This is a genomic window from Virgisporangium aurantiacum (genome assembly GCF_016863635.1).
GTDB lineage: Bacteria > Actinomycetota > Actinomycetes > Mycobacteriales > Micromonosporaceae > Virgisporangium > Virgisporangium aurantiacum.
This window is the reverse complement of sequence record NZ_BOPG01000006.1, coordinates 203369-228559: the sequence shown is the minus strand read 5'-3', so window position 1 is coordinate 228559 and position 25191 is coordinate 203369. Positions and strand designations below refer to the sequence as shown.

General features: G+C 71.5%; 24 protein-coding genes. 16 read left to right on the top strand and 8 right to left on the bottom strand.

All coding sequences use genetic code 11. The annotated features are described in order from the left end of the window. Positions 1 to 430 (top strand): DUF6232 family protein (locus tag Vau01_RS05060; protein ID WP_203987733.1); only part of this gene is annotated, 430 nt, incomplete at its 5' end. Here Vau01_RS05060 and Vau01_RS05055 read toward each other — a convergent pair. Next, on the bottom strand, positions 422 to 1279 hold the full coding sequence (locus Vau01_RS05055; RefSeq protein WP_239151309.1) for a GNAT family N-acetyltransferase: 858 nt from the start codon (positions 1277 to 1279) through the stop codon (positions 422 to 424). The two genes, Vau01_RS05060 and Vau01_RS05055, sit on opposite strands and share 9 nt — an antisense overlap. A 163-nt stretch (positions 1280 to 1442) precedes the next feature. Between Vau01_RS05055 and fdxA the strand changes: the two genes are divergently transcribed. From fdxA to Vau01_RS05045, 3 genes are read left to right on the top strand one after another with little or no spacing between them, the layout of a single operon-like run. Then, positions 1443 to 1769 (top strand): ferredoxin, encoded by a 327-nt coding sequence (gene fdxA, locus Vau01_RS63175; protein WP_239151308.1) that lies wholly within the window; start codon positions 1443 to 1445, stop codon positions 1767 to 1769. Continuing rightward, the gene (gene dapC / locus Vau01_RS05050; RefSeq protein ID WP_239151315.1) at positions 1766 to 2866 is read left to right on the top strand and encodes a succinyldiaminopimelate transaminase; all 1101 of its coding nucleotides are present in this window, start codon (positions 1766 to 1768) and stop codon (positions 2864 to 2866) included. The genes fdxA and dapC overlap by 4 nt, the downstream gene beginning before the upstream one ends. Before the next feature lie 9 nt (positions 2867 to 2875). Next, positions 2876 to 3541, top strand: coding sequence for an SIMPL domain-containing protein (locus Vau01_RS05045; protein WP_203987726.1), 666 nt, complete (start codon positions 2876 to 2878; stop codon positions 3539 to 3541). Here Vau01_RS05045 and Vau01_RS05040 read toward each other — a convergent pair. Continuing rightward, entirely contained in the window at positions 3538 to 4446 is a 909-nt protein-coding gene (locus Vau01_RS05040; RefSeq protein ID WP_203987722.1) for a DapH/DapD/GlmU-related protein, read from the bottom strand. The two genes, Vau01_RS05045 and Vau01_RS05040, sit on opposite strands and share 4 nt — an antisense overlap. Before the next feature lie 36 nt (positions 4447 to 4482). On the opposite strand from Vau01_RS05040, the gene dapE reads away from it, so the two are divergent. Beyond that, entirely contained in the window at positions 4483 to 5553 is a 1071-nt protein-coding gene (gene dapE, locus Vau01_RS05035) for a succinyl-diaminopimelate desuccinylase (RefSeq protein WP_203987719.1), read from the top strand. On the opposite strand, the gene Vau01_RS64525 is transcribed toward dapE, so the two are convergent. Then, positions 5550 to 5684 (bottom strand): hypothetical protein, encoded by a 135-nt coding sequence (locus Vau01_RS64525; protein ID WP_275423914.1) that lies wholly within the window; start codon positions 5682 to 5684, stop codon positions 5550 to 5552. The genes dapE and Vau01_RS64525 overlap by 4 nt on opposite strands. Before the next feature lie 97 nt (positions 5685 to 5781). Further along, positions 5782 to 6546 (bottom strand): DUF3152 domain-containing protein, encoded by a 765-nt coding sequence (locus tag Vau01_RS05030; protein ID WP_203987716.1) that lies wholly within the window; start codon positions 6544 to 6546, stop codon positions 5782 to 5784. A gap of 80 nt (positions 6547 to 6626) precedes the next feature. On the opposite strand from Vau01_RS05030, the gene Vau01_RS05025 reads away from it, so the two are divergent. From Vau01_RS05025 to Vau01_RS05005, 5 genes are read left to right on the top strand one after another with little or no spacing between them, the layout of a single operon-like run. Next, positions 6627 to 7430, top strand: coding sequence for an LOG family protein (locus Vau01_RS05025; RefSeq protein WP_203987713.1), 804 nt, complete (start codon positions 6627 to 6629; stop codon positions 7428 to 7430). After that, complete coding sequence (locus Vau01_RS05020) at positions 7430 to 7987, top strand: LOG family protein (protein WP_203987711.1); 558 nt, start codon at positions 7430 to 7432, stop codon at positions 7985 to 7987. The genes Vau01_RS05025 and Vau01_RS05020 overlap by 1 nt, the downstream gene beginning before the upstream one ends. Beyond that, positions 7984 to 8385: a hypothetical protein gene (locus Vau01_RS05015; RefSeq protein ID WP_203987708.1), complete on the top strand. Its 402-nt coding sequence runs from the start codon at positions 7984 to 7986 to the stop codon at positions 8383 to 8385. Before Vau01_RS05020 ends, Vau01_RS05015 begins: the two co-directional genes overlap by 4 nt. Positions 8386 to 8430: 45 nt before the next feature. Continuing rightward, positions 8431 to 11577, top strand: a complete 3147-nt coding sequence (locus Vau01_RS05010; RefSeq protein ID WP_239151314.1) for an ATP-dependent helicase — start codon at positions 8431 to 8433, stop codon at positions 11575 to 11577. Beyond that, entirely contained in the window at positions 11574 to 14834 is a 3261-nt protein-coding gene (locus tag Vau01_RS05005; protein ID WP_203987701.1) for an ATP-dependent helicase, read from the top strand. Before Vau01_RS05010 ends, Vau01_RS05005 begins: the two co-directional genes overlap by 4 nt. Here Vau01_RS05005 and Vau01_RS05000 read toward each other — a convergent pair. Continuing rightward, positions 14831 to 15067, bottom strand: a complete 237-nt coding sequence (locus Vau01_RS05000) for a hypothetical protein (RefSeq protein WP_203987698.1) — start codon at positions 15065 to 15067, stop codon at positions 14831 to 14833. The genes Vau01_RS05005 and Vau01_RS05000 overlap by 4 nt on opposite strands. A gap of 198 nt (positions 15068 to 15265) precedes the next feature. On the opposite strand from Vau01_RS05000, the gene Vau01_RS04995 reads away from it, so the two are divergent. Then, complete coding sequence (locus tag Vau01_RS04995; RefSeq protein WP_203987695.1) at positions 15266 to 15493, top strand: hypothetical protein; 228 nt, start codon at positions 15266 to 15268, stop codon at positions 15491 to 15493. A 10-nt stretch (positions 15494 to 15503) separates the two neighbouring features. Here Vau01_RS04995 and yidD read toward each other — a convergent pair whose 3' ends face one another. Further along, complete coding sequence (gene yidD, locus Vau01_RS04990; protein ID WP_203987692.1) at positions 15504 to 15812, bottom strand: membrane protein insertion efficiency factor YidD; 309 nt, start codon at positions 15810 to 15812, stop codon at positions 15504 to 15506. Positions 15813 to 16609: 797 nt separating this feature from the next. On the opposite strand from yidD, the gene Vau01_RS04985 reads away from it, so the two are divergent. Beyond that, positions 16610 to 19426: a helix-turn-helix transcriptional regulator gene (locus Vau01_RS04985; RefSeq protein ID WP_203987689.1), complete on the top strand. Its 2817-nt coding sequence runs from the start codon at positions 16610 to 16612 to the stop codon at positions 19424 to 19426. Between the two features lie 115 nt (positions 19427 to 19541). Here Vau01_RS04985 and Vau01_RS04980 read toward each other — a convergent pair whose 3' ends face one another. Beyond that, positions 19542 to 19736, bottom strand: coding sequence for a hypothetical protein (locus tag Vau01_RS04980; RefSeq protein ID WP_203987686.1), 195 nt, complete (start codon positions 19734 to 19736; stop codon positions 19542 to 19544). Positions 19737 to 19969: 233 nt separating this feature from the next. After that, the gene (locus Vau01_RS04975) at positions 19970 to 20317 is read right to left on the bottom strand and encodes a hypothetical protein (protein ID WP_203987804.1); all 348 of its coding nucleotides are present in this window, start codon (positions 20315 to 20317) and stop codon (positions 19970 to 19972) included. A gap of 309 nt (positions 20318 to 20626) precedes the next feature. On the opposite strand from Vau01_RS04975, the gene Vau01_RS04970 reads away from it, so the two are divergent. Genes Vau01_RS04970 through nudC form a run of 4 tightly spaced genes read left to right on the top strand, consistent with a single transcriptional unit; the run spans position 20627 to position 25187 of the window. Then, complete coding sequence (locus tag Vau01_RS04970) at positions 20627 to 21643, top strand: hypothetical protein (RefSeq protein ID WP_203987683.1); 1017 nt, start codon at positions 20627 to 20629, stop codon at positions 21641 to 21643. A gap of 36 nt (positions 21644 to 21679) precedes the next feature. Beyond that, positions 21680 to 22972, top strand: coding sequence for a M16 family metallopeptidase (locus tag Vau01_RS04965; protein ID WP_239151307.1), 1293 nt, complete (start codon positions 21680 to 21682; stop codon positions 22970 to 22972). Beyond that, complete coding sequence (locus tag Vau01_RS04960) at positions 22969 to 24291, top strand: M16 family metallopeptidase (RefSeq protein ID WP_203987680.1); 1323 nt, start codon at positions 22969 to 22971, stop codon at positions 24289 to 24291. Before Vau01_RS04965 ends, Vau01_RS04960 begins: the two co-directional genes overlap by 4 nt. After that, positions 24291 to 25187, top strand: a complete 897-nt coding sequence (gene nudC / locus Vau01_RS04955; protein ID WP_203987677.1) for an NAD(+) diphosphatase — start codon at positions 24291 to 24293, stop codon at positions 25185 to 25187. Before Vau01_RS04960 ends, nudC begins: the two co-directional genes overlap by 1 nt. The last annotated feature ends 4 nt before the right edge of the window (positions 25188 to 25191 follow it).

Below are 25191 nucleotides of genomic sequence, written 5' to 3'. Positions count from 1 at the left end.
GATGTCGCCGCCGCCGCGGCGGCCCGTCACCTGGTACTACCGGGGCCCCGACGTAGCCGTGACGAACCAGTACCTGATCGTCGGCTCCGCCCGGTACGAGGTGGCCGAGTTGCAAGCGCTGGGCACGGTGCGCGGCCCGTTCCACCCGGCCGTCCTGATCAGCACGGTGATCGCGATCGCGCAGACGCCCATCGTCATACCGGTGGTGGCCATGGTCATGGCGCCGCTGGCGATCCTGTTGGCGACGATCCTGCTGGTGGTGCCGTGCGTGGTGGCGATCGTCAGCGCCCGCCGCTGGCCGCCGCGGTTCGACCTGCAGGCCCGTTACCGGGGCACCACCCTGGTGCTGTTCAGCAGCCGCGACGATCGCGAGTTCGGCCAGGTCACCCGCGCTTTGCGGCGCGCCGTCGAGGCCCTGCCCCTACGGTAGGCGCACCACGTACATGTGCGCGGTGCCGAACCCGAGCCCTTCGTACAACCGGCGGGCGGCGGTGTTCGCCTCCTCGACCTGCAGGTACGCCCGCTCGGCGCCGGCACCGGCGGCCCAGTCCGCCAGGGCGAGCGTGAGCCGACGGGCCCACCCGCGTCGCCGCTGGTCCGGCTCGACCCCGACGACCGTGATGCCCAGCCAGCCGTCGACCACCGTGCCCCGCGCGGTGGCGACCAGGGCGCCGTCGGGGGAGTATCCGGCCGCGAAGCGCGCCGACGGCACGCCGGTGAGGATCGCCCGTGCCGCCGGCGGCAGGCCACCCTTCCGCCCGCCGACCCCGGCGAACCACTCCTCGGTCGGCTCGCGCATGAGCACCACCGACGGATCGGCCGATGCGGGCAGATCGGAGAGCATGGCGGTCTGCACGAGGGTCGGCGTGATCGTGTCCCAGCCGCGGCGGTCGAGTTCGGGCTGTACCCGCCGGCCCAGCGGCAACGGCACGGCGATCATCGGGCGCTGCCCGCGCTCGCCGTACCAGTCGATCACCGCGTCGACCGCCTCGGCCACCGGCCGGCCCGGATCGCCGACCGCGAGCGCGGAGTTCCCGCGCCCGGTCCACCCGCCCGACGCGCGCAGCAGCCAGTCGCCGAGCCGACCCTGCTCGACCGGCGGCCAGCCGGCGGCCGCGACCAGTTCGAGTCGCTCGGTGGCGCTGCGGGCCCGCCGGTCCGGGATGCGCTTCGCGGCCGTGACGGCCGCGAGCGCGATATCGATCTCACCGTCGGCCGTGCGGACTGTGAGATGCGTCTCGGTGACGCCCGTGAGCACGCCGATCGAATCGGACTGCACCGGACGTCCGCCCCGCTGCCCCACCACCCGACGTACCACGACCCGGTGTCCGATGTCGGTTGGACTTGGGACGGCTCCCTGCACGATCGACCACCCCCGAACCGGGATACTAAGCTCCGGATGGGCGTAGCGGACTGGTAGCGCCCTGGGAGGAACAGCAGTCGTGACCTACATAATTGCCGAACCGTGTGTCGACCTGCTCGACAGGGCCTGCATCGAGGAGTGCCCGGTCGACTGCATCTACGAGGGCAACCGGATGCTCTACATCCACCCAGACGAATGCGTCGACTGTGGTGCGTGCGAGCCGGTCTGCCCCGTGGAGGCGATCTTCTACGAGGACGACGTGCCGGAGCAGTGGAAGGACTACACGGCGGCCAACTACGAGTTCTTCGAGGATCTCGGGTCGCCGGGTGGGGCGTCGAAGGTCGGAAAGCTCGACAAGGACGCCACCTTCGTCGCGGCCCAGCCGCCGCGGGAGACCGAGCACTGACCGGCTCGCCGGCCGGTCGGCGTCGCCGCCCGCTGCCCGACTTCCCGTGGGATCTTCTCGCCCCGGCGAAGAAACGGGCGGCGGAGCACCCGGGCGGCATCGTCGACCTGTCGATCGGCACACCGGTCGACCCGGTGCCGGCCGCGGTGCAGGCCGCGCTCGTCGGTGCCGCCGACTCGCCCGGCTACCCGCTCACCGCGGGTAGCCCGGCCCTGCGTGCGGCGATCACCGACTGGGTGGTCCGGCACACCGGCGTCACCGGGGGCTTCGCCGTGCTGCCCACGATCGGCTCGAAGGAGCTGGTGGCCGGGCTGCCGACGCTGCTCGGGCTCGGCCCCGGCGACGTGGTGGTGATCCCGTCGGTCTGCTACCCCACGTACGAGGTGGGGGTGCGGCTCGCCGGAGCCGAGGTGGTCCGGTCCGACCGGCCCCAGGTCGAGGTCGATCCGGCCGGGGTGCGGCTGGTCTGGGTCAACTCGCCCGGCAACCCGACCGGTCGGGTGCTGCCGGCCGCCGACCTGGCGGCGATCGTCGAGTGGGGCCGGGCCGTGGGTGCGGTGGTGGCCAGCGACGAGTGCTACCTCTCGCTGGGCTGGGACCCGGCGGCCCCGCCGGTGTCGGCATTGTCACTTGGCGGTGTCGAGGGCGTGCTCGCCGTCCACTCGCTGTCGAAACGGTCGAACCTGGCCGGGTACCGGGCCGGTTTCGTCGCCGGTGACCCGGAACTGGTCGCCGACCTGCTCGAGGTGCGCAAGCACGGCGGGCTGATCGTCCCCGCGCCCGTGCAGGCGGCGATGGCCGCCGCCCTCGCCGACGAGGAGCACGTCGGTGCCCAGCGGGCCCGGTACGCGGCCCGCCGCGAGGCCCTGTCCGGCGCGCTCACCGCCGCCGGGTTCACCATCGACGACTCCGAGGCCGGCCTCTACCTGTGGGTCACCGACGGCAACCCGTGCTGGGAGACCGTCGACCGGCTGGCGACGCTGGGGATCCTGGCCGCGCCCGGCGAGTTCTACGGCCCGGCCGGCGCCAAGCACGTCCGGGTCGCGCTCACCGGCACCGACGAGCGGGTGGCCGAAGCGGTGCGCCGGCTGCGCTAGCGTCGGTCCATGACCGAGCCAGTCGTCGCCGTGCGCGGAGAGATCAACCGCGAGGTACCGCCGGAGATCGCGACCGTCAGCGTCACCGTCGCCGCGCGCGACCGGGAGCGCCAGGCGGCGCTGACCCGCCTGGCCGAGCGGTCGGCGGCGCTCGGGACGCTGCTGGACGGCTACGCCGAGGCGATCGAGCGCCGCGAGACGAACGGCGTGCACGTGTACCCGGAGACCCGGGGGCCGGGCGAGCGGGTCGTCGGCTACCGGGGCAGCGTCACGCTCCAGCTGACCGTGGTCGACTTCGCGGTGCTCGGTGACCTGATGCTCCGGCTCGCCGACCAGGACCAGACGACCGTCGCCGGGCCGTACTGGGCGCTGCGTCCGGACAGCCCGGCCCACCGGCAGGCCCGGCACGACGCGATCGGCGACGCCCTCACCCGGGCCCGCGAGTACGCCGAGGCGCTCGGTGCCCGGATCACCCGGCTGCTGCAACTGTCCGACGCGGGTCTCTCCGGATCGGCTCCGACGGCCGACTACGGCGCCCCGCAGACGATGCGCGCGATGGCCTTCAGCGCGGCCGGCGACTCCAGCGCACCGTCGTTCGACCTGGAACCCCGCCTCCAGCAGGTGTACGCGTCGGTGGAGGCGAGGTTCGCGATGACGGAGCCGGTACTCGACTAGTTCGCGTGCAGGGCCGCGTTCAGCTCGATCTTTCCGCCGGCCCGGTTACGGACCTCCAGGGCACCGGTCTGCGAGTTGCGGATGAACAGCAGGCCCGGCTGACCCGACAGGTCACGCGCCTTCACCACCGTGCCGTCGGGCAGCTTCACCTTGGCGCCGGCGGTGACGTAGGTGCCGGCCTCGATCACGCAGTCGTCGCCGAGGGAGATGCCGCACCCGCCGTTGGCGCCGATGAGGCAGCGCTCGCCGATGCGGATGACCTCCTTGCCACCGCCGCTGAGCGTCCCCATGATCGACGCACCGCCGCCGACGTCGCTGCCCTCACCGACGACGACGCCGGCCGAGATGCGGCCCTCGACCATCGATGCGCCCAGCGTGCCGGCGTTGTAGTTGACGAAGCCCTCGTGCATCACGGTGGTGCCGGCCGCGAGGTGGGCGCCGAGGCGCACCCGGTCGGCGTCGGCGATGCGCACCCCGGACGGCACCACGTAGTCGACCATGCGGGGGAACTTGTCCACCCCGAAGATCGTCAGGTGCTGGCCGGCGGCCCGCTGCGCGGCGCGCAGGTCGTCGACCCGGTCGGGCGCGCACGGGCCGGCCGACGTCCAGGCGACGTTCGGCAGCACGCCGAAGATGCCGTCCATGTTCGCGTCGTGCGGCCGGATGACGCGGTGCGAGAGCAGGTGCAGCCGCAGGTACGCGTCGTACGTGTCGGCGGGCGGGTCGGCCAGCGACTCGATGACCACCAGCTTTGCCGTCGGCGCCGCACCGGCTACCGGTTGCGCCTCCGCCGGCGGCGCGCCGAGGCCCAGGCTTCCGCCCGGGTACCACGCGTCGAGGATCTGTCCGTCGGTCGTAACGGTGGCCTGGGCGAGCCCCCAGGCGGCGCTGACGTTGTGGCCCACGCTCGAAGACCCTACCGACCTCGTTAGGGTCGGCCCATGACCACCCTGACCCCGGCCGTGCTGGCCGACCCCGTGGAGCTGACGCGGGTGCTGGTCGACATCGAGTCCGTGTCGGGCGACGAGGACCGCATCGCCACCGAGGTCGTCGCCGCGCTGGAGCCGCTCGAACACCTCACCGTCACGCGGTTCGGCAACACGGTCGTGGCGCGCACCGAGCTGGGGCGGCCGCAGCGGGTGGTGCTGGCCGGGCACCTCGACACCGTGCCGATCGCGGGCAACCTGCCGTCCCGCACCGAGAACGGGATCATGCACGGCTGCGGCACCTCGGACATGAAGAGCGGCGTCGCGATCGCGCTGCACCTGGCCGCGACGGTGCCGGCGCCGCGGCACGACGTCACCTATTTTTTCTACGACTGCGAAGAGGTCGAGAGCGAGCGCAATGGGCTGCGACGGCTCGCCGCCGAGCGGCCCGACCTGCTCACCGACGCCGCGTTCGCGGTGCTGCTGGAACCGACGTACGGGCTGGTGGAGGCGGGCTGCCAGGGCACGCTGCGGGCACAGGTCACCACGACCGGCCGGCGGGCCCACTCGGCGCGGAGCTGGCTGGGTTCGAACGCGATCCACGCGGCGGGCGCGGTGCTCGCGCGGCTCGCGGCATATGAACCCCGCACGGTGACGATCGACGGCTGCACCTACCGGGAGGGCCTGAACGCGGTGCGCATCTCGGGTGGTGTGGCCGGCAACGTGATCCCCGACGAGTGCGACATCGAGGTCAACTTCCGGTTCGCTCCCGACCGGGACGGCGCGGCGGCGCAGCGGCACGTGCGCGAGCTGTTCGAGGGGTTCGACGTGCGGTTCGTCGACGTGGCGCCGGGCGCGCTGCCCGGGCTGGACGCGCCGGCGGCGAAAGAGTTCCTGGCGGCCGCCGGTGGAGCGCCGCAGGCGAAGCTGGGCTGGACCGACGTGGCGCGGTTCGCCGCTCTGGGCGTCCCGGCATTGAATTTCGGCCCGGGTGACCCGAACCTCGCGCACACGCGCGAAGAGCACGTGGAGACGGACAGGATCGTGCGGGGCGCCGCAGTCGTGCGCGACTGGCTGGCGCTCTAAGCGGCCGAAGACGTCTCCGGCGGGTTCTCGGCGGTCGGCTGGCCGCCGGCTGCCTTCCGGATCGCGATGAGATCGCGGATCTGGCGGTTGAGCTGGCGCCGGCGACGCGCCTGCTCCAGTGAGCTGGTCATGGCGCTCATACTCGGTTAGACGCCTGTGCCGGGGTGTCAGGTTGCAGTCCAAGTGGCGACAAGCACGAGGAAGTTGTAACCGTTCGGGTACCCCGGGTTACGCCGTATACGGCCCGGTGACGTAGTTCCGCTGATCCGGGAAGGGCCATGAGTTACGGGTGCAGCCTTCCAGCCCGAACGTCTGCCGTTGCATCACCGGTGCCGGCGTGCCCGCCTGCCCGCATTTGACGTGCCCGTGCCCCAGGAAGTGGCCAATCTCATGGTTGACCACCATGTGTCGGTAGTCGTCGAGGGCGTCGGCGTAGTGGGGGACGCCGGTGAGCCAGCGCCGCAGGTTGATGACGACGTTGCGGCCGCCGCGGCAGGAGACCTCGCCGCGGGTCTCGACCCCGGCCGCGTCACAGAGCCGGTCGGTGGTCGCCGGCGTGGCGAGATGCACGGTGACGTCGGACGCGCCGCTCGACACCCGCTGGAATCCCCACCTCTTGCTGGCCGTCCAGCCACGGGGTTCGGCGAGGGTCCGCTCGACGGCGGCCGCGAACTGCTCCGGCGGCACGCCGGCACCGTCCTCGACGACCACCTGGTACCGGTAGATGCGGCCGGTGCCCACCGGAGCACTCCCGCCGGGCGCCGTGACGAACCGGCCCGTCCCGGACGCCGGAACGGTCACCGCCGAGGCCGACGCGGATGCGGCGGGGATCTCGACCGTCCCCAGTGGGGGCAACTCTTCGACAGCGGCCGGTTGCGGATCGTGATTCTGCGGGGTGGCGAGTTCGGCGTGCGCGACGTATCCGACCGTTGCCACACCCAGCAGGATCGCGATCAGCGCGAACGACACCCACAGTCCCCGAGAAATGCTCATGACTATGGCGACGTTACATGCCGGCCCCAACGTTGCGTCCTGCACAGGATGGACCGGACAACCGGCTAACGTGTGGCGTTATGACCAACGCCAGCCGCAGGCCGGAGCGCCACAAGGGCCCGGTTACGTTGCGCGGTGAAGCGATTCCACCGAGCACCGCCGACGAACGGCTCCTCGACAGCCGCACCCGCGACGAGTGGAAGACCAAGGACGCGTGGCGCGCGCTGCGCATCCTGTCGGAGTTCGTCGAGGGCTTCGAGGAACTCAGCGACCTGCCGCCGGCGGTGAGCGTCTTCGGATCGGCCCGCAACAAGCCGGGCACGCCCGAGTGGGATCTCGCCGAACGCGTGGGTACCGCCCTGGCGCGGGCCGGTTACGCGGTCATCACCGGTGGCGGCCCCGGGCTGATGGAGGCCGCGAACAAGGGCGCGGTCGACGCCGGCGGCCTCTCCGTGGGGCTCGGCATCGAGCTGCCGTTCGAGCAGAAGCTCAACGACTGGGTGCAGATCGGCATCGACTTCCGGTACTTCTTCGCCCGCAAGACGATGTTCGTCAAGTACGCGTCCGGGTTCGTGGTGCTGCCCGGCGGGTTCGGCACCATGGACGAGCTGTTCGAGGCGCTCACCCTGGTGCAGACGCGCAAGGTGACCCGGTTCCCGGTGGTCCTGATGGGCATCGACTACTGGGCCGGGCTGCTCGACTGGATCCGCCGGACGATGATCCCCGGCGGCAAGATCGGCGCGAACGACCTGGACCTGATCTGCCTCACCGACGACCCGGACGAGGCCGTCCGGCACATCCTGGAGGCCGACCAGGCCATGGCCGACCGCGCCGCCGCGAAGGCCGCCGCGGACACCAAGGCGGCCGAGAAGGCCGCCGACTGATGGCCGCGATCTGTGTCTTCTGCGCCTCGTCGAGCCGGCTCGACGAGCGCTGGCTCAAGCTCGCCGCCGAGACCGGTACCGCGCTCGGCCGCCGCGGGCACGCGCTGGTCTCGGGCGGCGCCCGCGTCGGGATGATGGGCGCGCTCGCCGACAGCGCCCGGGCCGCCGGCGCGCATACGCTCGGCATCATTCCGCAGTCCCTGGTCGACATCGAGGTCGCCGACCCCGCGAGCGACGAACTCGTCGTCACCACCGGGATGCTCGAACGCAAGGCCATGATGATCGACCGGTCCGACGCGTTCCTCACGCTGCCCGGCGGGCTCGGGACGCTCGACGAGCTGTTCGAGGTGTGGACGACCGCGACGTTGCGCATCCACGCGAAGCCGATCGTCCTGGTCGACGCCGACGGGTTCTACGGCGGGCTCGTCGACTGGCTCGACGGGCTCACGCGGCAGAACTTCACCTACGAGGGCGCGATGCAGCGGCTCCACGTCGTGCCGACCGTCGACGCCGCACTCGACGTCATCGAAAACCGAATCGAAAGCACGCTGCCGTGATCGATCCCGTGGCGCGGCACGTCGCGCTGTTCAACGAGGGCGTGCGCACCGGCGACCTCGTCCCGTGGTTCAACACGTTCACCGCCGACGCGGTGCTGACGATCCACGTCGCCTCGGTCGGCGACAAATCAGCTGTTGCCAGCGTGCCGATGGCGCCCGCGCACGGACGGCCGGAGATCGAGGCCGTCTACAAGGGACAGCCGCCGGGTTCGGAGATGTGCCTGACCGCCGGCTCCCCGATCGACCCGGACGCCGAAACGGTGTTCGGCGAGTTCTTCTGGGTCGACGCACCCGACACCGGCGGCCGCTTCACGCTGCACCTGCGCGGCGGCCAGACGGAAAGGATCGACATCGACCTGAACGCCCCACCCCCAAGAGCCGCGTATGGCGCTCCTTAGGTGAGCGCGCCGGCCCGGACCGGGGCTTCTTCCCCGGCATACCGCCTGGTCCGACCGGCAGCCCCCACAGCAGCACCGATCACCCCCGATCCGGTGCAGCATCACGTCATCTCGCACACGGCCGGCCCGCTGCTGGTGATCGGCGCGCCCGGCACCGGCAAGACGACGACCCTGGTCGAGTCGGTCGCGGCCCGCGTCGAGGCCGGCGCCGATCCCGCGTCGGTGCTGGTGCTGACGTTCGGCCGCCGCGGCGCCCGGCGACTCCGCGACCGCATCGGCGCGCGCCTGGGCGGCCCCGGATCTGGTTTTGCGGCCAGCGGCGAGGCGGTCGTGCGGACGTTCCACGGCTACGCGTTCGGGATCCTCCGGCTCGCTGCGGCCCGTGCCGGCATGGAGACGCCGCGCCTGCTCACCGGTCCGGAACAGGACCTCGTCATCCGGGAACTGCTGCCCGACGACGAGGAGGTCGGCTGGCCCGACCCGCTGCGTCCGGCGCTGCCCACCCGCGCGTTCGCCGAGGAGCTCCGCGACCTGCTGCTGCGGGCGGCCGAGCGGGGGATCGGCCCGGCGGCCCTGGCCCGGCTGGGCGAGCAGGAGAGAAGACCGGACTGGCAGGCCGCGGCCCGGTTCTACAACCAGTACACCGAGGTGCTCGCGTTACGCGACGCGACCACCCGGTCGGGTGCCGCCTACGACTACGCCGAACTGGTGCGCGCCGCCACCGCGCTACTACGGGCCGACGACGACCTGCTCACCGAGCAGTTGCGCGCCGTCGAACACGTCTACGTCGACGAACTGCACGACACCGACCCGGCGCAGATCGACCTGCTGTCCACTGTGGCCGGTCGCGGCGCGCACCTGGTGGCGTTCGCCGACCCCGACTCGTCGACGTTCGGCTTCCGCGGCGCCGATCCGACCATCGTCAGCGGGTTCCCGATGCGGTTCCGCACCGCCACCGGCGCGCTCGCCGAGACCGTCACGCTCGGGACCAGCCACCGGTCCGGCACCGCGTTGCTCGCCGCCACGCGTCGGGTCGCGGCGCGGCTTGGCGGCCCGGCCCGGCACCGGATGATCGCACCGCGCCCGGGGTCCGACCCCGGGATCGTGGAGATCCGCACGTTCCGGTCGGCGACGAGCGAGTCGGCGTTCGTGGCGCACCGGTTGCGGGAGGCGCACCTCCTGTACGGGGTGCCGTGGTCGCGGATGGCGGTGCTGGTCCGCTCGACGCTCCTGCAACTGGCGCCGCTGCAACGCGCGCTCCAGCAGGTCGGCGTGCCGACGGTGACCCGCTCCGACGTGCTGCCGTTGCAGGCCCACCCGGCCGTGGCGCCGCTGCTGCTGTTGCTGCGCTGCGCGCTGGAGCCCGAGCGCCTCGACGAGGACGCGGCGGTCGCGCTGCTGCACTCGCCGCTGGGCGGCGCGGATCCGCTGGCCGAGCGCCGGTTGCGGCAGGGGCTGCGGTCACTCGCGCTCGCGGCGGGCGATCGGCGTCCGTCGGGGGTGCTGGTGGTGGAAGCGATCCAGGACCCGGCGGAGCTGGCCGCGGTGGAGCGGCGCTGGGCGCGACCGGCGCGCAACGTCGCCGGATTGCTCGACCTCGCCCGGAAAGAGGCCGCCCGGCCGGAGTCCACTGTGGAGGATGTGCTCTGGGCGGTCTGGAACGCGAGCGGCCTCAACGGCCGGTGGGCCGCGCAGTCGGCCCGCGGCGGCCCGCGCGGCGAGACGGCCGACCGCGACCTCGACGCGGTGGTGGCGCTCTTCGACACGGCCGCCCGGTTCGTCGACCGGTTGCCGGGCGCCCGCACCGAGGTCTTCCTCGACCACGTCTACGGGCAGGAACTGCCGTCCGACGCGATGGCCCCGGTCGCCGACCGGGGCGAGGCCGTCCGCATCCTCACCGCCCACGCCGCGAAGGGCCTGGAATGGGACGTGGTGGCGGTGGCCGGCGTGCAGGAGGGGCTCTGGCCCGACCTCCGGCTGCGCGGCAGCGTGCTCGGCTCCGAGGCGCTCGTCGACCTCGCCGCCGGCCGCGAACTGGGCCTGGCCGGACGCGTGACGTCGACCCTGGCCGAGGAGCGGCGGCTCTTCCACGTCGCCTGCGCCCGGGCGCGGGACTGGCTGCTCGTCACGGCCGTGTCGTCGGGCGACGCCGAGGAGCAGCCCAGCCGCTTCCTCGACGAACTGGCCGAGCGCGTCGAGGAGGTCGAGCGCCCGGCGACCCTGCCGCGGTCGCACACGCTGCCCGCGCTGGTGGCCGAGCTACGGGTCGAGCTGACCGCGCCCGACACGCCGGAGAGCCGCCGCAACGCCGCGGCGGCGGTGCTCGCCGACCTGGTGGAGGCCGGCGTACCCGGCGCCGACCCGGCCCAGTGGTGGGGGCTGCGCGAGCTCAGCGACGAGCGGCCGCTGGTCGACCCGGGCGAGGCGGTGACGGTCACACCGTCCACTGTCGACAGTGTGCGCCGGTGCAGCCTGCGGTGGCTGTTGGAGCGGCACGGCGGCGGCACCACGCCGACGCCGGAGCAGGGCATCGGCAACCTGGTGCACGCCGCGGCGATGCTGGCCTCCGGCGCGTCGGTCGACCGGGCCTCGCTGGTGTCCTACGTGGCCGAACGGTTCGACGCCATCGAGCTGTCGGCCCGGTGGCTCGCCGGCCGCGAGCGCGACCGGGCCGAGGCGATGCTCGACCGGCTGATCGGCTGGATCGCGAAGAACCCGCGCCGGCTCATCGCGATCGAGCAGGATTTCATCGTGCGGCTGCAGGATCCCGAGGCGCCGGTGGACATCAAGGGCCGGGTCGACCGGCTGGAGCTGGACGAGAACGGCCGGCTGGTCGTCATCGACCTGAAGACCGGGAAGTCCGCGCCCATCAACGCCGACGTCGTGGAGCACCCGCAACTCGCCGCGTATCAGGCGGCGGTCGAGGCCGGCGCGTTCGACGAGTCCACCGAGACCGGCGGCGCGGCGCTGGTGCAGCTCGGCATCGACGGGCTGGGCGCGCGCGAGCAGGTGCAGGAGCCACCGTCCACATCGGACGATCCACAGTGGGCGGTCAACCTCGTGCGCGGGGCCGCCAAGGCGATGGCGTCCTCGACGTTCGAGGCGGTGGCGAACAACCGGTGCCGCGTCTGCCCGGTGAAGACCTCGTGCCCGATCACCGGATCCGGCCGGCAGGTGACGGACCCGTCATGACCCAGCAGGAGCTCTTCGAGATCGGTGCGGTGCCGCATCCCCGGGCCGCCGCCGGTCCCCGGTTCACGCCGGTCGAACTGGCGAAGCTGCTCCACCGGCCGGTGCCCACCCGTCAGCAGGCCGAGATCATCGCGGCGCCGGTGGAGCCGCTGCTGGTGGTGGCCGGCGCCGGCTCGGGCAAGACGGAGACGATGGCCGCCCGGGTCGTGTGGCTGGTCGCGAACGCGTACGTGCGTCCGGAACAGATCCTCGGCCTGACGTTCACCCGCAAGGCGGCCGGTGAGCTGGCGCACCGCGTCCGCCAGCGGTTGTCCTTGTTGGTCAAGGCGTTGGGACGCGACGACCTCCTCGCCGGCGAACCCACCGTGGCCACCTACCACTCCTACGCCGCACGCGTCGTGCGCGAGCACGGCGTGCGGGCCGGATACGAGCCGGCGACCCGGTTGCTCACCGAGGCGACGTGCTGGCAGCTGGCCGACTCCGTGGTACGCACGTACGACGGCGACATGACCGACGTGTCGTCCGCACCGTCCACAGTGGTCGATGCCGTGCTGCACCTCGCCGGCGACCTCGCCGAGCACCTGCGCACCCCCGACGACGTGGCCGCCTGGACCGGGCGCTTCTACGGCGAGGTGCAGGCGATCCCCGGCGCCCGGGTCCCGGCACCGGTCAAGAAGATGCTCGACCGGCAGAAGGCCCGGCTGCAGTTGCTGCCGCTGGTGCGCCGCTACGCCGAACGCAAGGCGACGCTGGAGGCGATGGACTTCGGCGACCAGCTCGCCCGCGCCGCGACGGTGGCCGTCGCGCACCCGGAGGTGGGGCTGGTCGAGCGCGACCGCTACGCGGTGGTGCTGCTCGACGAGTACCAGGACACCAGCCACGCCCAGGTGACACTGCTGCGCGCGCTGTTCGGCGGCGGACACCCGGTGACCGCGGTCGGCGACCCGTGCCAGTCCATCTACGGCTGGCGCGGCGCCTCGGCCGGCACCCTGACCCGGTTCCCGGCCGAGTTCCCGCGGTCCGACCGGGAACCCGCGCGCGAACTCTCGCTGACCACGAGCTGGCGGAACCGGCCCGAGATCCTCGACGTGGCCAACGCGCTGTCCCGGCCGCTGCGCGAGCACGGCGCCCGGGTGGCCGAGCTGGCACCGGCCGACGTGCTGGCCGAGCCGGCGTCGGTGGCTACCGTCCACTGTGGACTGTTCCCGTCCTACCTGGACGAGGCCGACTGGATCGCCGGCCGGCTCGTCGGCGCCTGGCAGCACGCGGCGCAGGCGCCCGACGCGCTGCCCTGGGAGATCCCGGTCGAGCAGCGGCCCACCACGGCCGTCCTGGTGCGGACCAGGGCCCAGATCCCGCCGATCGAGGCGGCGCTGCGGTCGGCCGGGCTGCCGGTCGAGGTGGTCGGTCTCGGCGGCCTGCTCGACACCCCCGAGGTCCGCGACGTCGTGAGCACGCTCCGGGTGCTCGCCGACCCGGCCGAGGGGTCGGCGCTGCTGCGGGTGCTCACCGGCCCGCGCTGGCGGATCGGCCCGCGCGACCTCGTCGCCCTGTACCGCCGGGCCCGGTCGCTGGCCCGCGAACGCCGCCTGGCGGTGGACTCCGAACCCGATCTGGCCGACGCCCTCGACGAAGCGGTTCTCGTGGAGGCGCTGGACAACCTCGGCGCACCGGAGCGCTACTCGATCGAGGGCTGGAACCGGTTCACCGCCCTGCGCGACGAGCTGCGCGCCCTGCGGTACCGGCTCGACCAGGCGCTGCCCGACCTGATCGCCGACATCGAGCGCACCATCGGTCTCGACGTCGAGGTGGCCGCCCGCAGCGGCGACGCCGGCCTGGCCCGCGCCCACCTCGACGCGTTCGGTGACATCGCGGCCCGGTTCGCCACCGAGTCGGAGGGCCCGACGCTGTCGGCGTTCCTCGCCTACCTCGCGGCCGCCGAGAACGAGGAGCGCGGGCTGGCGCCGGGCGATGTCGAGGTCGTCGAGGGCGCCGTCCAGATCCTCACCGCCCACGCCGCGAAGGGCCTCGAATGGGACGTCGTCTCGGTGGTCGGGCTCGCCGAAGGCGTCTGGCCCGGGCGGACCATGGCCTCCGACCACTGGCTGCAGGGGCTCGGCGTCCTCCCGTTCCCGCTGCGCGGCGACAAGGCCGGGCTGCCCGCCCTCGACCTCTCCCAGGCCACCGACCAGAAGGCGGTGGTGCGCGCCCTCGACGGGTTCAACTCCGCCTGGCGCGAGCACGACGTGCGGGAGGAGCGGCGGCTGGCCTACGTCGGGGTGACCCGGCCCCGACGGCTGTTGTTGTGCTCCGGCTACTGGTGGAGCGAGGGGGTCAAGGGCAAGCGGGGTCCGTCGGTGTTCCTGGCGGAGATCCGCGAGCGGTGCCTGGCCGGTGCCGGCGCGGTCGACGTGTGGACGCCGGATCCGGGTCCCAACGCCGAGAACCCGACGCTGGCGCACGTGGTCCGGGCGAGCTGGCCGGGTGATCCGCTGGGTCACCGCCGCCCGGCCCTGACCGCGGCCGCTTCCCTTGTCCGCGGCCCGCGTGCGGAGGGCGTCGACGAGAACCCGGACTACCAGCGGTGGGCCTACGAGGCGGCGCTGCTGATCGCCGAGCGGGACCGGTCCGCGCCGTCGTACGACGTCGTGCTGCCGGCGCACCTGTCGGTGTCGCAGCTGGTGCTGCTCCGCCGCGACCCGGCCCGGCTGGCCCGGGTGCTGCGCCGGCCGCTGCCGCAGAAGCCGCAGCCGCTGGCCCGTCGCGGCACCGCGTTCCACCGCTGGATCGAGGAGCGGTACGGCGCCGCCCGCCTGCTCGACCTCGACGAGCTACCGGGCGCGGCCGACGAGGGTGCTGCGCCGGACGCGGACCTGGCGGCGCTGCAGGAGGCGTTCCTGGCGTCGGAGTGGGCGGAGCGGACGCCGGTCGCGGTCGAGGTTCCGTTCGCGGCCGTCGTGGCCGGGGTGGTGATCAGGGGACGCATCGACGCGGTGTTCGCGTCCGCTTCAGGCTTTGAAGTGATCGACTGGAAGACGGGCGCTCAACCGGTTTCCGCCGCGGAAGCCTCGGCGGTGGCGGTGCAGTTGGCCGCGTACCGGCTGGCCTGGGCGAACCTTGCCGGCGTGCCGGTGGCCGAGGTGGGTGCCGGGTTCTGCTACATCCGGTCGGCAACGACAGTGCGCCCGGCTGACCTGCTCGACGAGGTTGGTCTCGTCGAGCTGATCACCGGGCTTCCACCGTCTGAGGTCATTTAGTAGGCGGCGACCTCGACGTCGGCCTCGCCGTAGGCCCAGTTGCCGTCGGCGTCCTCGGCGTAGACCTCGGTGTGCGCCTCGGCCTCGACGTAGTCGACCGTGCCGTCGCCGTCGAAGTCGTAGGCGGTGGCCTCGACCTCGGTGGTCTGGGCGAAGGCGTTGCCGTCCTCGTCCACGGCCCAGGTGGTCTCCTCGTAGGTCACTTCGACCGCGGTACCCTCGACGTCGCTCATTTCAAAACCCTCCTCGGTTTCGTTTCCGTTGTCGCCGCTGTGTTCCGGCGCTGAAACCAAACTATGGGGGCCGTTGATCAAGCGAATCCCGTGATCGTGCCACCGCCTCCGAAGGTGGCGGCCGTCACGTCAGGTGGACGCTTTGTCCGTTCTTCATATTTATTGACGCGCGCCGTTGGGTGACGGGATCATCGCCGGGTGGACAAGCAGGGTCTGCTCGTCGGCATCGTCGTCGGGATCATCTTCGGCGTCACCTACGAGAAGTTCGCGCGGGCGCGGCGCGACCTCAAGATCGCCAAGGCGGGAACCGCCGGCCTCGGGCGGATCTACCGGCGCTACTTCGTTCCCCGCATGCTCGTCATCGGGTTCATCTGCGCGTGCGCCGGCATCGCCGCGTTCCGGATCCTGCTGGGCACGGCGGAGTAGTCGGGGTCGCCTACGGAACCGGGTCGACCGTGCCGTGCGGGGTGGGTGCCTTGCAGCGGCGGATGCGGTCGGCCGTGAGTTGCGAGCCGGCGAGGAGGCCGTAGCGCTCCACCGCCTCCATGCCGTACGCGGAGCAGTGCGGCGTGTGGCGGCACTTCGCCCGCAGTCGCGGCGACAGCCAGCGCTGGTAACCGCGAATGGCGACCATGCCGGCCCGGCCGGGCACCGTGGGCCGGGACCGCGGCGGCCGGGTGGGGCGCGCCGGCGTGCCCGGCGTGTGACGGAAGAGGCGGCCCAGCGCGAGGTAGCTCACCATCATGAGGCCCAGATCGCAGCCCGGAAGATCGCAATCGCAACTCGGCGACCCGCAGTCCCCGCAGTCGGGCAAGCAGTCCTCCCAGCGGTTCTTCTTCTCTTCGTCGTCTGCGGCTCGCCTAGCCATGGACGCCCCCTCAAGACCGGATCACAGTGCCCGGCAGCGTACCGACCGCTGGCCAGAGGTGTCCTGATCTTGCTTACAGTGATCGTCTTCCCACACTCCGAGACGAAAGCCGCCCATCATTCAGAAACTTTCACATCAGCCACGTGGCGGATGTCTACCTGTCTTCGCTGGTCACAATAGAAATGAGCGGCGACCGGATGCCGCCGCTCATGCAAGTTGCAGATTCAGTTGTGGTCTGCCAGTTCCAAAAGGGTCCTGGGGAGGGGAAACTAGAAGTCGTGATAGGTGGATAGCGAAACGAGGGAGTTGGCCGTAGGAGAAATCCCGCCCGCAAGTGTGCTGCCAGGCCCCAGTGTGGACGGGAGAATGATCGCGGTAAGCGTAAGAGCTGCCGCGATGATACGTGCGGCGCGTCGTTTCATGGCATGAAGATCCCTTCCGAGCCGGGTCGGTCGCCTCCAACACCCCTGGCCAGGTAGGTCGGTTGCATAGAGTATCAAGCTCGTCACCGGCGAGCGCGAGATTCTTGTGTGCCAATCTCTATGCCAAATTTTCGCCTATACGACGTGACGTCCGCGGCCGTGACCGACGGTCGCGGACGCTTTCGTCACTATGTCCGGCCTTAGTGAGATAAAGCAGGCGATTTATCGGCGTATAGCGATGGGCTGGTGCTCATGACCGACACGGTGCACTCGGCCTCCCGCGTGGGTCGACATTCGCTTGTCGCTGAGGTACGGGGTTATATCTCGGATCTCGCCGATGGGCGTGGCCGGGCGATCGTGGTGGAAGGCGAGCCGGGTATCGGCAAGTCCGAACTGATGCGGATCGCCAGAGCCGAGGCGGTGCGCCTAGGCTGCCAGGTCTTCTGGTGTAACTGCGAGGAGTTGAGCGAGGCATTTCCGCTGCTCCCGCTGCTTGACGCGTTCGCACCGAACGGCTCCTTGAGCCGTTATGCCGACGCCCATGCCCAGATCGCCGAGTGGCTGCGTGCCGCCGCGATCCCGGGCAATCAGGTCAACGGCGTCGGAGCGGCCACTACAAGCATGCTGTCGCTGATCTCCGACGTGTGCGGAGCCGGCCCGGTCCTCCTGGTCGTCGACGATCTTCACTGGGCAGATTCGGCCACGGTTGGCGCCCTGAGCCGGTTGTTCCGGTCGACGCATCGTCAGCCGCTGCTGGTCGCCGGGCTGGCCCGGCCGGCACCCCGGCGCGACGATCTGGCCGCTCTGCGGCGTGCAGCCGACGCTCAGATCGTTCTGTCCGGCCTGTCGAACGACGAGGTCATCGACATGGTCGTGAAGGCCGTCGGTGGCAGCCCAGGCGAACGGTTGCGCCGGCTCGCCGCCGAAGCCGGTGGGAACCCCCTGTACGTCCGCGAACTGATCGACGCGGTTACCCGTACCGGCACTATCACGGTCGACGGCGGCCAGGTGGAGATCACCGGCGGTCGCACCCCAGCCTCACTGCACGCGGCCATCGCCGACCGGCTCGAGTTCCTGTCGACGCCCGTCCGCGAAGTGCTGCGCGTCGCGGCTCTGCTCGGCGTCGCGTTCCCGGTGTCAAGCCTGGCGAGCGTGTCGGGGAAGGGAGTCAGCGATCTGACGCCCGTCCTTGACGAGGCGATCGCGATGGGCGTGCTGTGCGAGCACGGCGCGGAACTGGCGTTCCGGCATCCGCTGATCCGCGCGGCCCTGTATGAGGAGATGCCAGCATCACTTCGGGCTGCCTGGCACCTCGACGCCGCGCGCGCTCTGGTGCGTCAGGGCGCGTCAGCGGAGAAGGTGGCGCGGCAGGTCCTGCCGGCCGTCGACGGCGGAAGTGCCGCCGTCGACGAGACGCTCGTCGAGTGGCTTAGCGGCGCCGCCCACAAACTTGCCGGTCAGGCACCGAACGCCACGGTTCGGCTCCTACATTGGGCGCTGACCGACACACCGCCGTATGCCAAGCACTACCAACTGTTGACGTGTCGGTTGGCCGATGCGCTCTTCCGTGCCGGCGACACACCTCAGGCGGCCCGCGTCGCGCACGGCGCTCTCACGTACGTCAAACGGGCCGACCTTATGATCGACTTGCACCAGACGCTGCTGGGCTGCCGGGCCATCGAGGGGCGCCGGGAAGAGACGTTGCGCGTAGTCGAGGCCGCTCTTCAACTGCCCGGGCTGGATGAACTGCACCGTGCCCGGCTGCTCGTACTCGCCGCGCGAACGCACCGCGGCCTGGGGTGGGTCGACCGAGCCGAAGAGGTCGCCCAAGCGGCGCTCGCCGCCGCGACCGCCGCTCACGACCGCTGGGCTACCGGCTGGGCGCTCGGCGTTCTGACGCTCGTCCGCGGCATGCGTGGTGAGGAGGAGGCGGCCCTGCCGCTGTTCGAGCGGGCGCTCGCCGTCGCCGAGGGCGATCCGTCGCTTGCCGACCTGCGCCTCATGCTGCTGCTGAACCAGGCGGCCGCACTGGGCGATCTGGATCGCTACGACGAGGCGATCGAGTCAGCCGAAAGGGCCTGCGAACAGGCCGATGCCAGTGGCAGCATGGTGCGGTTGGCGCAGGCGACGAGCGTGCTCGGTGAGTTGCTGTTCGACGTCGGACAGTGGGACTACGCCTTGAAGCGGCTCGATCTCGGGGGCGACGTGCCCGCCGAAGCGCTGGCGAAGTGCTGCGACTACGGCGTCGTCGCGACGATCCGACTGCACCGCGGCGACCCGGCGGCAACCCAGAATCTGCTCGACGCCCGCGTTCACCTCGCGCGACTCGGCGACGATCGGATGGTCGGTTCACTGACGCTGGCCTTCAGCCTGGAGCGTGAGCAGGCCGACGCACCGGCTGAGGCCCTCGCCGTGTTGGTCGACGGGCTCGCAAAGTGCGAGGAGGAGATCGAGCAGACCACGGATCTGCTGGCCGACGCGGTACGGCTCGCGCTGATGATCGGTGACGTCGAGCGGGCTCGGGCACTGGCGTTGCGGGCCGAGGCCGTGGCCGAGCCGTCCGAGGTGTTCCACCGTAAGGCGGTCGGGCTGCACTGTCGCGGGTTGGTCGACAACGACCCCGCGAAGTTGGTGGAGGCGGCCGGGCAGTACGAGAAGGCGTCCCGACCGCTGCCGCGGGCACAGGCGCTGGAGGCGGCCGGAGTCGCGCATGCCGACAACGGTGACGTGCCGGCGGCGCGTAACGCGTTCACCGAGGCGTACGAGATGTACTCCGCGTTGGGAGCGGCCTGGGATCTGGCCCGCCTGCAGGCGCGGTTCCGCGCGTACGGGATCCGGCGCGGTCCGCGGTTCCAGCACCGGCGGTCGCAGCAGGGGTGGAGCAGCCTGACGCCCACCGAGGAGAAGGTGGTCGGCCTGGTGGCCAAGGGCTTGTCCAACCCGCAGATCGCGGCCCAGCTGTTCCTCTCCCGGCGCACCGTCCAAACGCACGTGTCACACGTGCTGGCCAAGCTTGAACTGTCCTCGCGGACCGAGATCGCCCGGGAGGCGAGCCAGCGCGGCATCTGAGAAATCCGTAGACCCCCCAACCGCACGAAGAGATCGCCGTCCGCAACCACGGGCGGCGATCTCCTTTGGACCTGTTTCGAACGTGGCCTCGAACCTGGCCGTTCGCTCCGTTACGTCAGTGCCCTGAGGGCTCGCGATCCTGGAGAAACTGGATCACCAGGATCATGATCACGAGAGTGGCGCCGAAGGCGCTTGCCCCCGCGAGAACGGAGTTTGCGGTGTTGAGGCCGCCAAGCCACGAAAGCCATCCACCCACCGCTCCGGCAAATGCCGAGGTGAGCAGCGAGATGGCCTGACCGTGTCCGGTCATTTGTCATCCTCCGATTCGAGAAGAACCGGGAGGCGATCGGTTCTTCGAGTGTCACTCGGAGGATCTTCATGCGGTGAATCGACGACTGCGCGTGCCGAGAATACTACGCCAAGTGTCGGTTCGCCAAGTGGCGTAGTGCCTCGTTCCTCGGCAAAGGAGATCGCCGCCCGTGGCCGCGGGCGGCGATCTCGGCTTGGGGGAAATAGCGGCCAAGTAGGTCCCGGGGGTCGGATCTACTTGGCCGCCGCCCTGTCGCGACCGGGGTCGCGAGTGGCGTCGCGGGCGGGTCGGCCGACCGCCACGACGCGTTGGCCGGCGGACGCCGCTGTCCGCGCCGGCCTGGTACGTCGCACCGGCGGCGCCGCCACGCCGCGGCCGACGTGCGCCGGGTAGAGCTGCCGCGGTGGAACGCAGGCGCGGCTCTCGGTCGGCGGGGGGCCACCCATCGTCACCAGGTGTTCCTGCATGTGGGCCCGGACCTGAGCCGCCCAGATGCGCTGCTCGATCTCCGGAGGAGCGATCCAGCGGTGCGAATTGTCGCAATAGTGCATGTCGTCGTCGCCGGGGTGCAAATGGCTCATGGGAGAAGACTTCACGAATCGGGTGGCCGAGATAACGGCCAACATGCGTAGAAACGAATGGTGGCGTTCTGCCGCTCGTCGATACGCCACCTGGCGGATGTACCGGCACCGCTCCCGGACCACCATCGATGTCATACCTCGCTTCTGTACCGCCGGAAGGGCTGCGGATGCGGGCGCGACGCGGGTGCGAACTCCGGTGAGACCGGGGCCGCACCCGCTTCAACGGTGGGTGACGTGCGGGTGCACAGTTGGTCGAGTGGCGCCGTGTGGCGGCGGATGCTTGGTCATCGCTGGCACACTGGAAGCGTCATGGCTGAGGATCGTTCACCCTGGGCACACCCGGACACCCCGATCGAGGTGCCCGTGGTGGCGTCGGTCGGCGTCCCGGCGCAGGCCACCCGCGGCGTACCAGAGGCGGCCGCGACGGATCTGCGCTCGGCGGGCGAGGTGCGCAGCGCGTCACCTCGATCTTCGATCTCGGTTCTCCCCGCGCGGTCCCTGGGCGGCGCCGTCACCCGGACCACCGACCGCCCGGCGCCCGATGTTCTGCAGTTCGGTGACGACGACAGCGACGACCCGGTCAAGCGCAACAAGCTGCTCATGCGCTGGTTCGGCGGCGCGGCGGCGCTGGTGGTGCTGATCGGCGTGATCGCCACCCTGATCATGGTGCTCGGCAACGGTGGCGGCCTGCCGCTCCCGCGGGTGTTCGACGACCAGGCCGCCCCGCCCGACACCCGGCCCGAGCTGGTCAAGGACTGCCCGCCGCCGTCGTCGTACCCCGACCCGCAGCCGGCGCCGGCGGTGCCGCCGGGCCCGCGCACGGTCGACGACGAGTCGGGTGTCTCCTACCGGGCCTACGGCGATCCGTGGGAACCGTGGCCGATGGTGTGGACGGGCGGCAGCCTCAAGGTCCAGTACAAGGTCGGACAACACTTCGTCACCGAGAAGTACAGCGGCGGCGACTACCACGCGTCGATCCTGTCGAGCAGCATCCCGGCCACCAACAACGACTCGCTCGCCGTCGACCTGAAGTGCACCGGGCGGGTGGTCGCCACCGACGTGCGGGACGAGTACTACCCGAAGCCGAACCGGCTCGAGCAGCTCGACGAGAAGCTCACCACGTTGGGTGGCCGGCCCGCGTGGGTCACCAAGTTCCGGCTCCACTTCAACAAGTCCGACCTTGACGCCAAGAGCGAACTCGTCGGCCTCGCGCTGATCGACGTCGGTCGGCCGGAGGCGGCGATCGTCTACATCTCGATCCCCGACACCCACAAGCAGTACGACCCGGTGGTCGACGAGGTGCTCGACTCCATAAGGCCCACGTGAAGGGTAGGCATACCGCGATCGGCTAATGTCGGGAGCGTGCTTCCGGTAACGCACTACCCTGTCGAGCGTTTCACGCTTCCCAACGGCCTCCGGGTGGTGCTGACCCCCGATTCCAGCGCGCCGGTCGTCGGCGTGGCGGTGATCTACGACGTGGGCATCCGGTCGGAACCCGAGGGGAGAACCGGGTTCGCGCACCTCTTCGAGCACCTGATGTTCCAGGGCTCGGCCAACCTGGAGAAGCTCGCGCACTTCCGGCACGTGCAGGGCAGCGGTGGCACCTTCAACGGGTCCACCCACTTCGACTACACCGATTACTACGAGACGCTCCCGGGCAACGCCCTGGAGCGTGCGCTGTTCCTGGAGGCCGACCGCATGCGCGGGCCGCGCCTCACCGAGGAGAACCTGCGCAACCAGGTCGACGTGGTGAAGGAAGAGATCCGGGTCAACGTGCTGAACCGGCCGTACGGCGGGTTCCCGTGGCTCAAGGTGCCACCGGTCATGTTCGACACGTACCCGAACGCGCACGACGGGTACGGCTCCTTCGACGACCTGGAAGCCGCCACCGTCGCCGACGCGGCCGAGTTCTTCGACAAGTACTACGCCGCCGGCAACGCGGTGCTCGGGGTCTCCGGCGCGTTCGATGTCGCATCGGCGAAAGCGCTGGTCGAGCGGCACTTCGGCGACGTGCCGGCCCGCCCGGCGCCGACCCTGCCCGACTTCGCCGAGCCCGACCTCTCCGCCGAGCGGCGCGAGAGCTACACCGACAAGCTGGCCCCGCTGCCGGCCGTCGCGAGCGCGTGGCGGGTGCCCGACCCGCTGAAGGACCTCGTCGGCTACCTGCCGTACGTGGTGCTCGCCGAGGTGCTCACCGACGGCGACGCGTCGCGCCTGGTCGAGCGGCTGGTGCTGCGCGACCGCGCGGTCACCAGCGTCGGCGGCTACATCGGGTTCATGGGTGAGCCGTTCGCGGTCCGGGACCCCACCGCCCTGCTGCTGCAGGCCCACCTGCCGCCGGGCGGCGACGTCGAGAAGGTGCTGCGCACCATCGACGAGGAGGCCGACCGGCTGGCCAACGATGGCCTCGCCGAGGGCGAGCTGGCCCGTACGCAGGCCCGCATGGTCACCCACCTGCTGCGCGACACCGACGCGGTGCTCGGCCGGGCGATGCAGATGGCGGTGCTGGAGGTCCAACGCGGCGATCCCGGGTTACTGAACGACCTGCCGCGCCTCGTCGGCGAGGTCACCGAGGAGCAGATCCGGGCCGCGGCCGCCTCGCTCACCGTCGCGCGCCGGGCCACCGTCGAGGTCATCCCGGGAGCGTCCTCATGACCGTCCACACCCTTCCCGACCTCGGGCCGGTCAACGAACTCCGGGTGCCGTCCACGGTGGAGCGGACGCTCCCCAACGGGCTCACCGTGCTGGCGATCCGGCGCGCCTCGGTGCCGCTGGTGGAGGTGCGGCTGCGCGTCCCGTTCGCGCGGACGGAACTCGCGTCCAGTTCGGTGCTCACCCAGACGCTGTTCTCCGGGACGGCCACCAAGTCGACGGTCGACATCGCCGCCGCCCTGCAGAGCGTGGGTGGTGCCCTGTCGGCCGGTGCCGACCCCGACCGGCTGCTGGTGTCCGGCAACGCGCTCGTCACCGGGCTCGACCGGCTGCTCGACATCATGGCCGACGTGCTCACCGGCGCCACCTACCCGGGCGACGAGGTCGAGACCGAGCGGGCCCGCCTCGCCGACCGCATCCGGGTGGCCCGCAGCCAACCGGCGCACCTGGCGCGGGTCGCCCTGCTCAGGCGGATCTACGGCGAGCACCCGTACGCCGTGCAGACCCCGGCGGCCGACGACGTGCTCGCCGTCGACCGGGAGGCGCTCGTCGCCCTGCACGCCCAGCGGCTGCAGCCGACCGGCGGCACGCTGGTGCTCGTCGGCGACATCGACCCGGAGACGGCGATCGGCGCCGCCGAGCGGGCGTTGAAGGGCTGGGCCGGCGAGTCGGAGCAGGTCGACCTGCCGCCCGCGCCGCCGCTCGAGTCCGGCCCGCTCACGCTGGTCGACCGGGCCGACGCGGTGCAGTCGTCGCTGCGCATGTGCCTGCCCGCGGTGCCGCGCACGCACGCCGACCACGCCGCGCTGCAGCTGGCCAACCTGATCTTCGGTGGGTACTTCTCGTCGCGGTGGGTGGAGAACATCCGCGAGGACAAGGGGTACACGTACGGGCCGCACTCGATGATCGAGCACTCGGTGGCCGGATCGGCGCTCACCGTCTCGGCCGAGGTGGCCACCGGGGTCACCGCGCCGGCGATGCTGGAGACGATCTACGAGCTGGGCCGGCTGGCGACCCTGCCGCCCAAGCCCGACGAGCTGGAGCAGGCCCGTCAGTACGCGCTCGGCACGCTGCAGCTCGGCATGTCGACGCAGAGCGGGCTCGCCGGGCTGGCGTCGACGTACGCGGGGTTCGGGCTGCGGCTGGACTACCTGGCCGAGCACGCGGCCCGGCTGGCGGCGGCCACCGTCGACGACGTGGCCGCGGCCGCCGCGAAGTACCTGGCCCCGGCCGGTGCGGTCGCGGTGGTGCTGGGCGACGCGTCGAAGATCGAGGACTCGTTGGCAACGCTCGGCCCGCTGGTGCGGGCCACCGTGAGCTGATGGACCCGGGGCCTCTGCTGTTCGGCGGCGGCCTGGACCGGGCCGCTCACCGGCGGACCGATCAGGCCTGGCTCGACGAGGCGTGGGCGAAGGCGCGGGTGCTCGTCGTCGACGAGGGCCGGGCGCTGGTGCGTGATGACGCCTTGGTCTATCTCGATGCCGCGCAGGCACCCGAGGGAGAGCGGTACTTCCTCGGCGTCGACACCGACGACACGCCGTACTTCGCCGTGGCCGCGGAGACGCCCGAGATCCCCGACGCCAAGAAGCGCGACCTGCGTGGCGTCGGCCTCACGCTGAACCAGCGTGACGTGGCGATCCTCGCCACGGCGGTGGCGCTGGCCAACTGGCACGTGCGGCACGCGTACTCGCCGTTGTCGGGCCAGCCGACCACGCTCGGCGAGGCGGGCTGGACCCGGCTCAGCGACGACGGCTCCGAGACGTTCTGGCCGCGCACCGATCCCGCCGTGATCATGCTGGTGCACGACGGGGTCGCCGGTCCGGAGGGGCGGTGCCTGCTCGGGCACAACGCCGCCTGGACCGCGCCGGGCTGGGAGAACCGGTACTCGTGCCTGGCCGGCTTCGTGGAACCGGGCGAGTCGGCCGAGGCGTCGGTGGCCCGTGAGGTGTTCGAAGAGGTCGGCGTCGAGGTCCACGACATCAGCTACGTGTCGAGCCAGCCGTGGCCGTTCCCGGGGTCGATCATGCTGGGCTTCCACGCGGTGGCCGACCCGGCGGCGGAGCTGACCTTCGACGAGACCGAGATCAGCCACGCCCGCTGGTTCACCCGGGCGGAGATCCGGGCGGTGCTGGCCGACGAGGAATCAGCCGACTTCGGCCTGCCGACCCCGATCTCCATCGCCCACTATCTGGTGAAGACCTGGGCCGAGCAGGCCTGATCGT

Excerpts from the sequence above, each read along its gene's own strand:
- Vau01_RS05045 (WP_203987726.1), top strand. The coding sequence starts at position 2,876 with ATGACCGAGCCAGTCGTCGCCGTGCGCGGAGAGATCAACCGCGAGGTA.
- dapE (WP_203987719.1), top strand. The coding sequence starts at position 4,483 with ATGACCACCCTGACCCCGGCCGTGCTGGCCGACCCCGTGGAGCTGACG.
- Vau01_RS64525 (WP_275423914.1), bottom strand. The coding sequence starts at position 5,684 with ATGACCAGCTCACTGGAGCAGGCGCGTCGCCGGCGCCAGCTCAACCGC.
- Vau01_RS05030 (WP_203987716.1), bottom strand. The coding sequence starts at position 6,546 with ATGAGCATTTCTCGGGGACTGTGGGTGTCGTTCGCGCTGATCGCGATC.
- Vau01_RS05025 (WP_203987713.1), top strand. The coding sequence starts at position 6,627 with ATGACCAACGCCAGCCGCAGGCCGGAGCGCCACAAGGGCCCGGTTACG.
- Vau01_RS05020 (WP_203987711.1), top strand. The coding sequence starts at position 7,430 with ATGGCCGCGATCTGTGTCTTCTGCGCCTCGTCGAGCCGGCTCGACGAG.
- Vau01_RS05005 (WP_203987701.1), top strand. The coding sequence starts at position 11,574 with ATGACCCAGCAGGAGCTCTTCGAGATCGGTGCGGTGCCGCATCCCCGG.
- Vau01_RS05000 (WP_203987698.1), bottom strand. The coding sequence starts at position 15,067 with ATGAGCGACGTCGAGGGTACCGCGGTCGAAGTGACCTACGAGGAGACC.
- yidD (WP_203987692.1), bottom strand. The coding sequence starts at position 15,812 with ATGATGGTGAGCTACCTCGCGCTGGGCCGCCTCTTCCGTCACACGCCG.
- Vau01_RS04985 (WP_203987689.1), top strand. The coding sequence starts at position 16,610 with ATGACCGACACGGTGCACTCGGCCTCCCGCGTGGGTCGACATTCGCTT.
- Vau01_RS04980 (WP_203987686.1), bottom strand. The coding sequence starts at position 19,736 with ATGACCGGACACGGTCAGGCCATCTCGCTGCTCACCTCGGCATTTGCC.
- Vau01_RS04975 (WP_203987804.1), bottom strand. The coding sequence starts at position 20,317 with ATGAGCCATTTGCACCCCGGCGACGACGACATGCACTATTGCGACAAT.
- Vau01_RS04970 (WP_203987683.1), top strand. The coding sequence starts at position 20,627 with ATGGCTGAGGATCGTTCACCCTGGGCACACCCGGACACCCCGATCGAG.
- Vau01_RS04960 (WP_203987680.1), top strand. The coding sequence starts at position 22,969 with ATGACCGTCCACACCCTTCCCGACCTCGGGCCGGTCAACGAACTCCGG.
- nudC (WP_203987677.1), top strand. The coding sequence starts at position 24,291 with ATGGACCCGGGGCCTCTGCTGTTCGGCGGCGGCCTGGACCGGGCCGCT.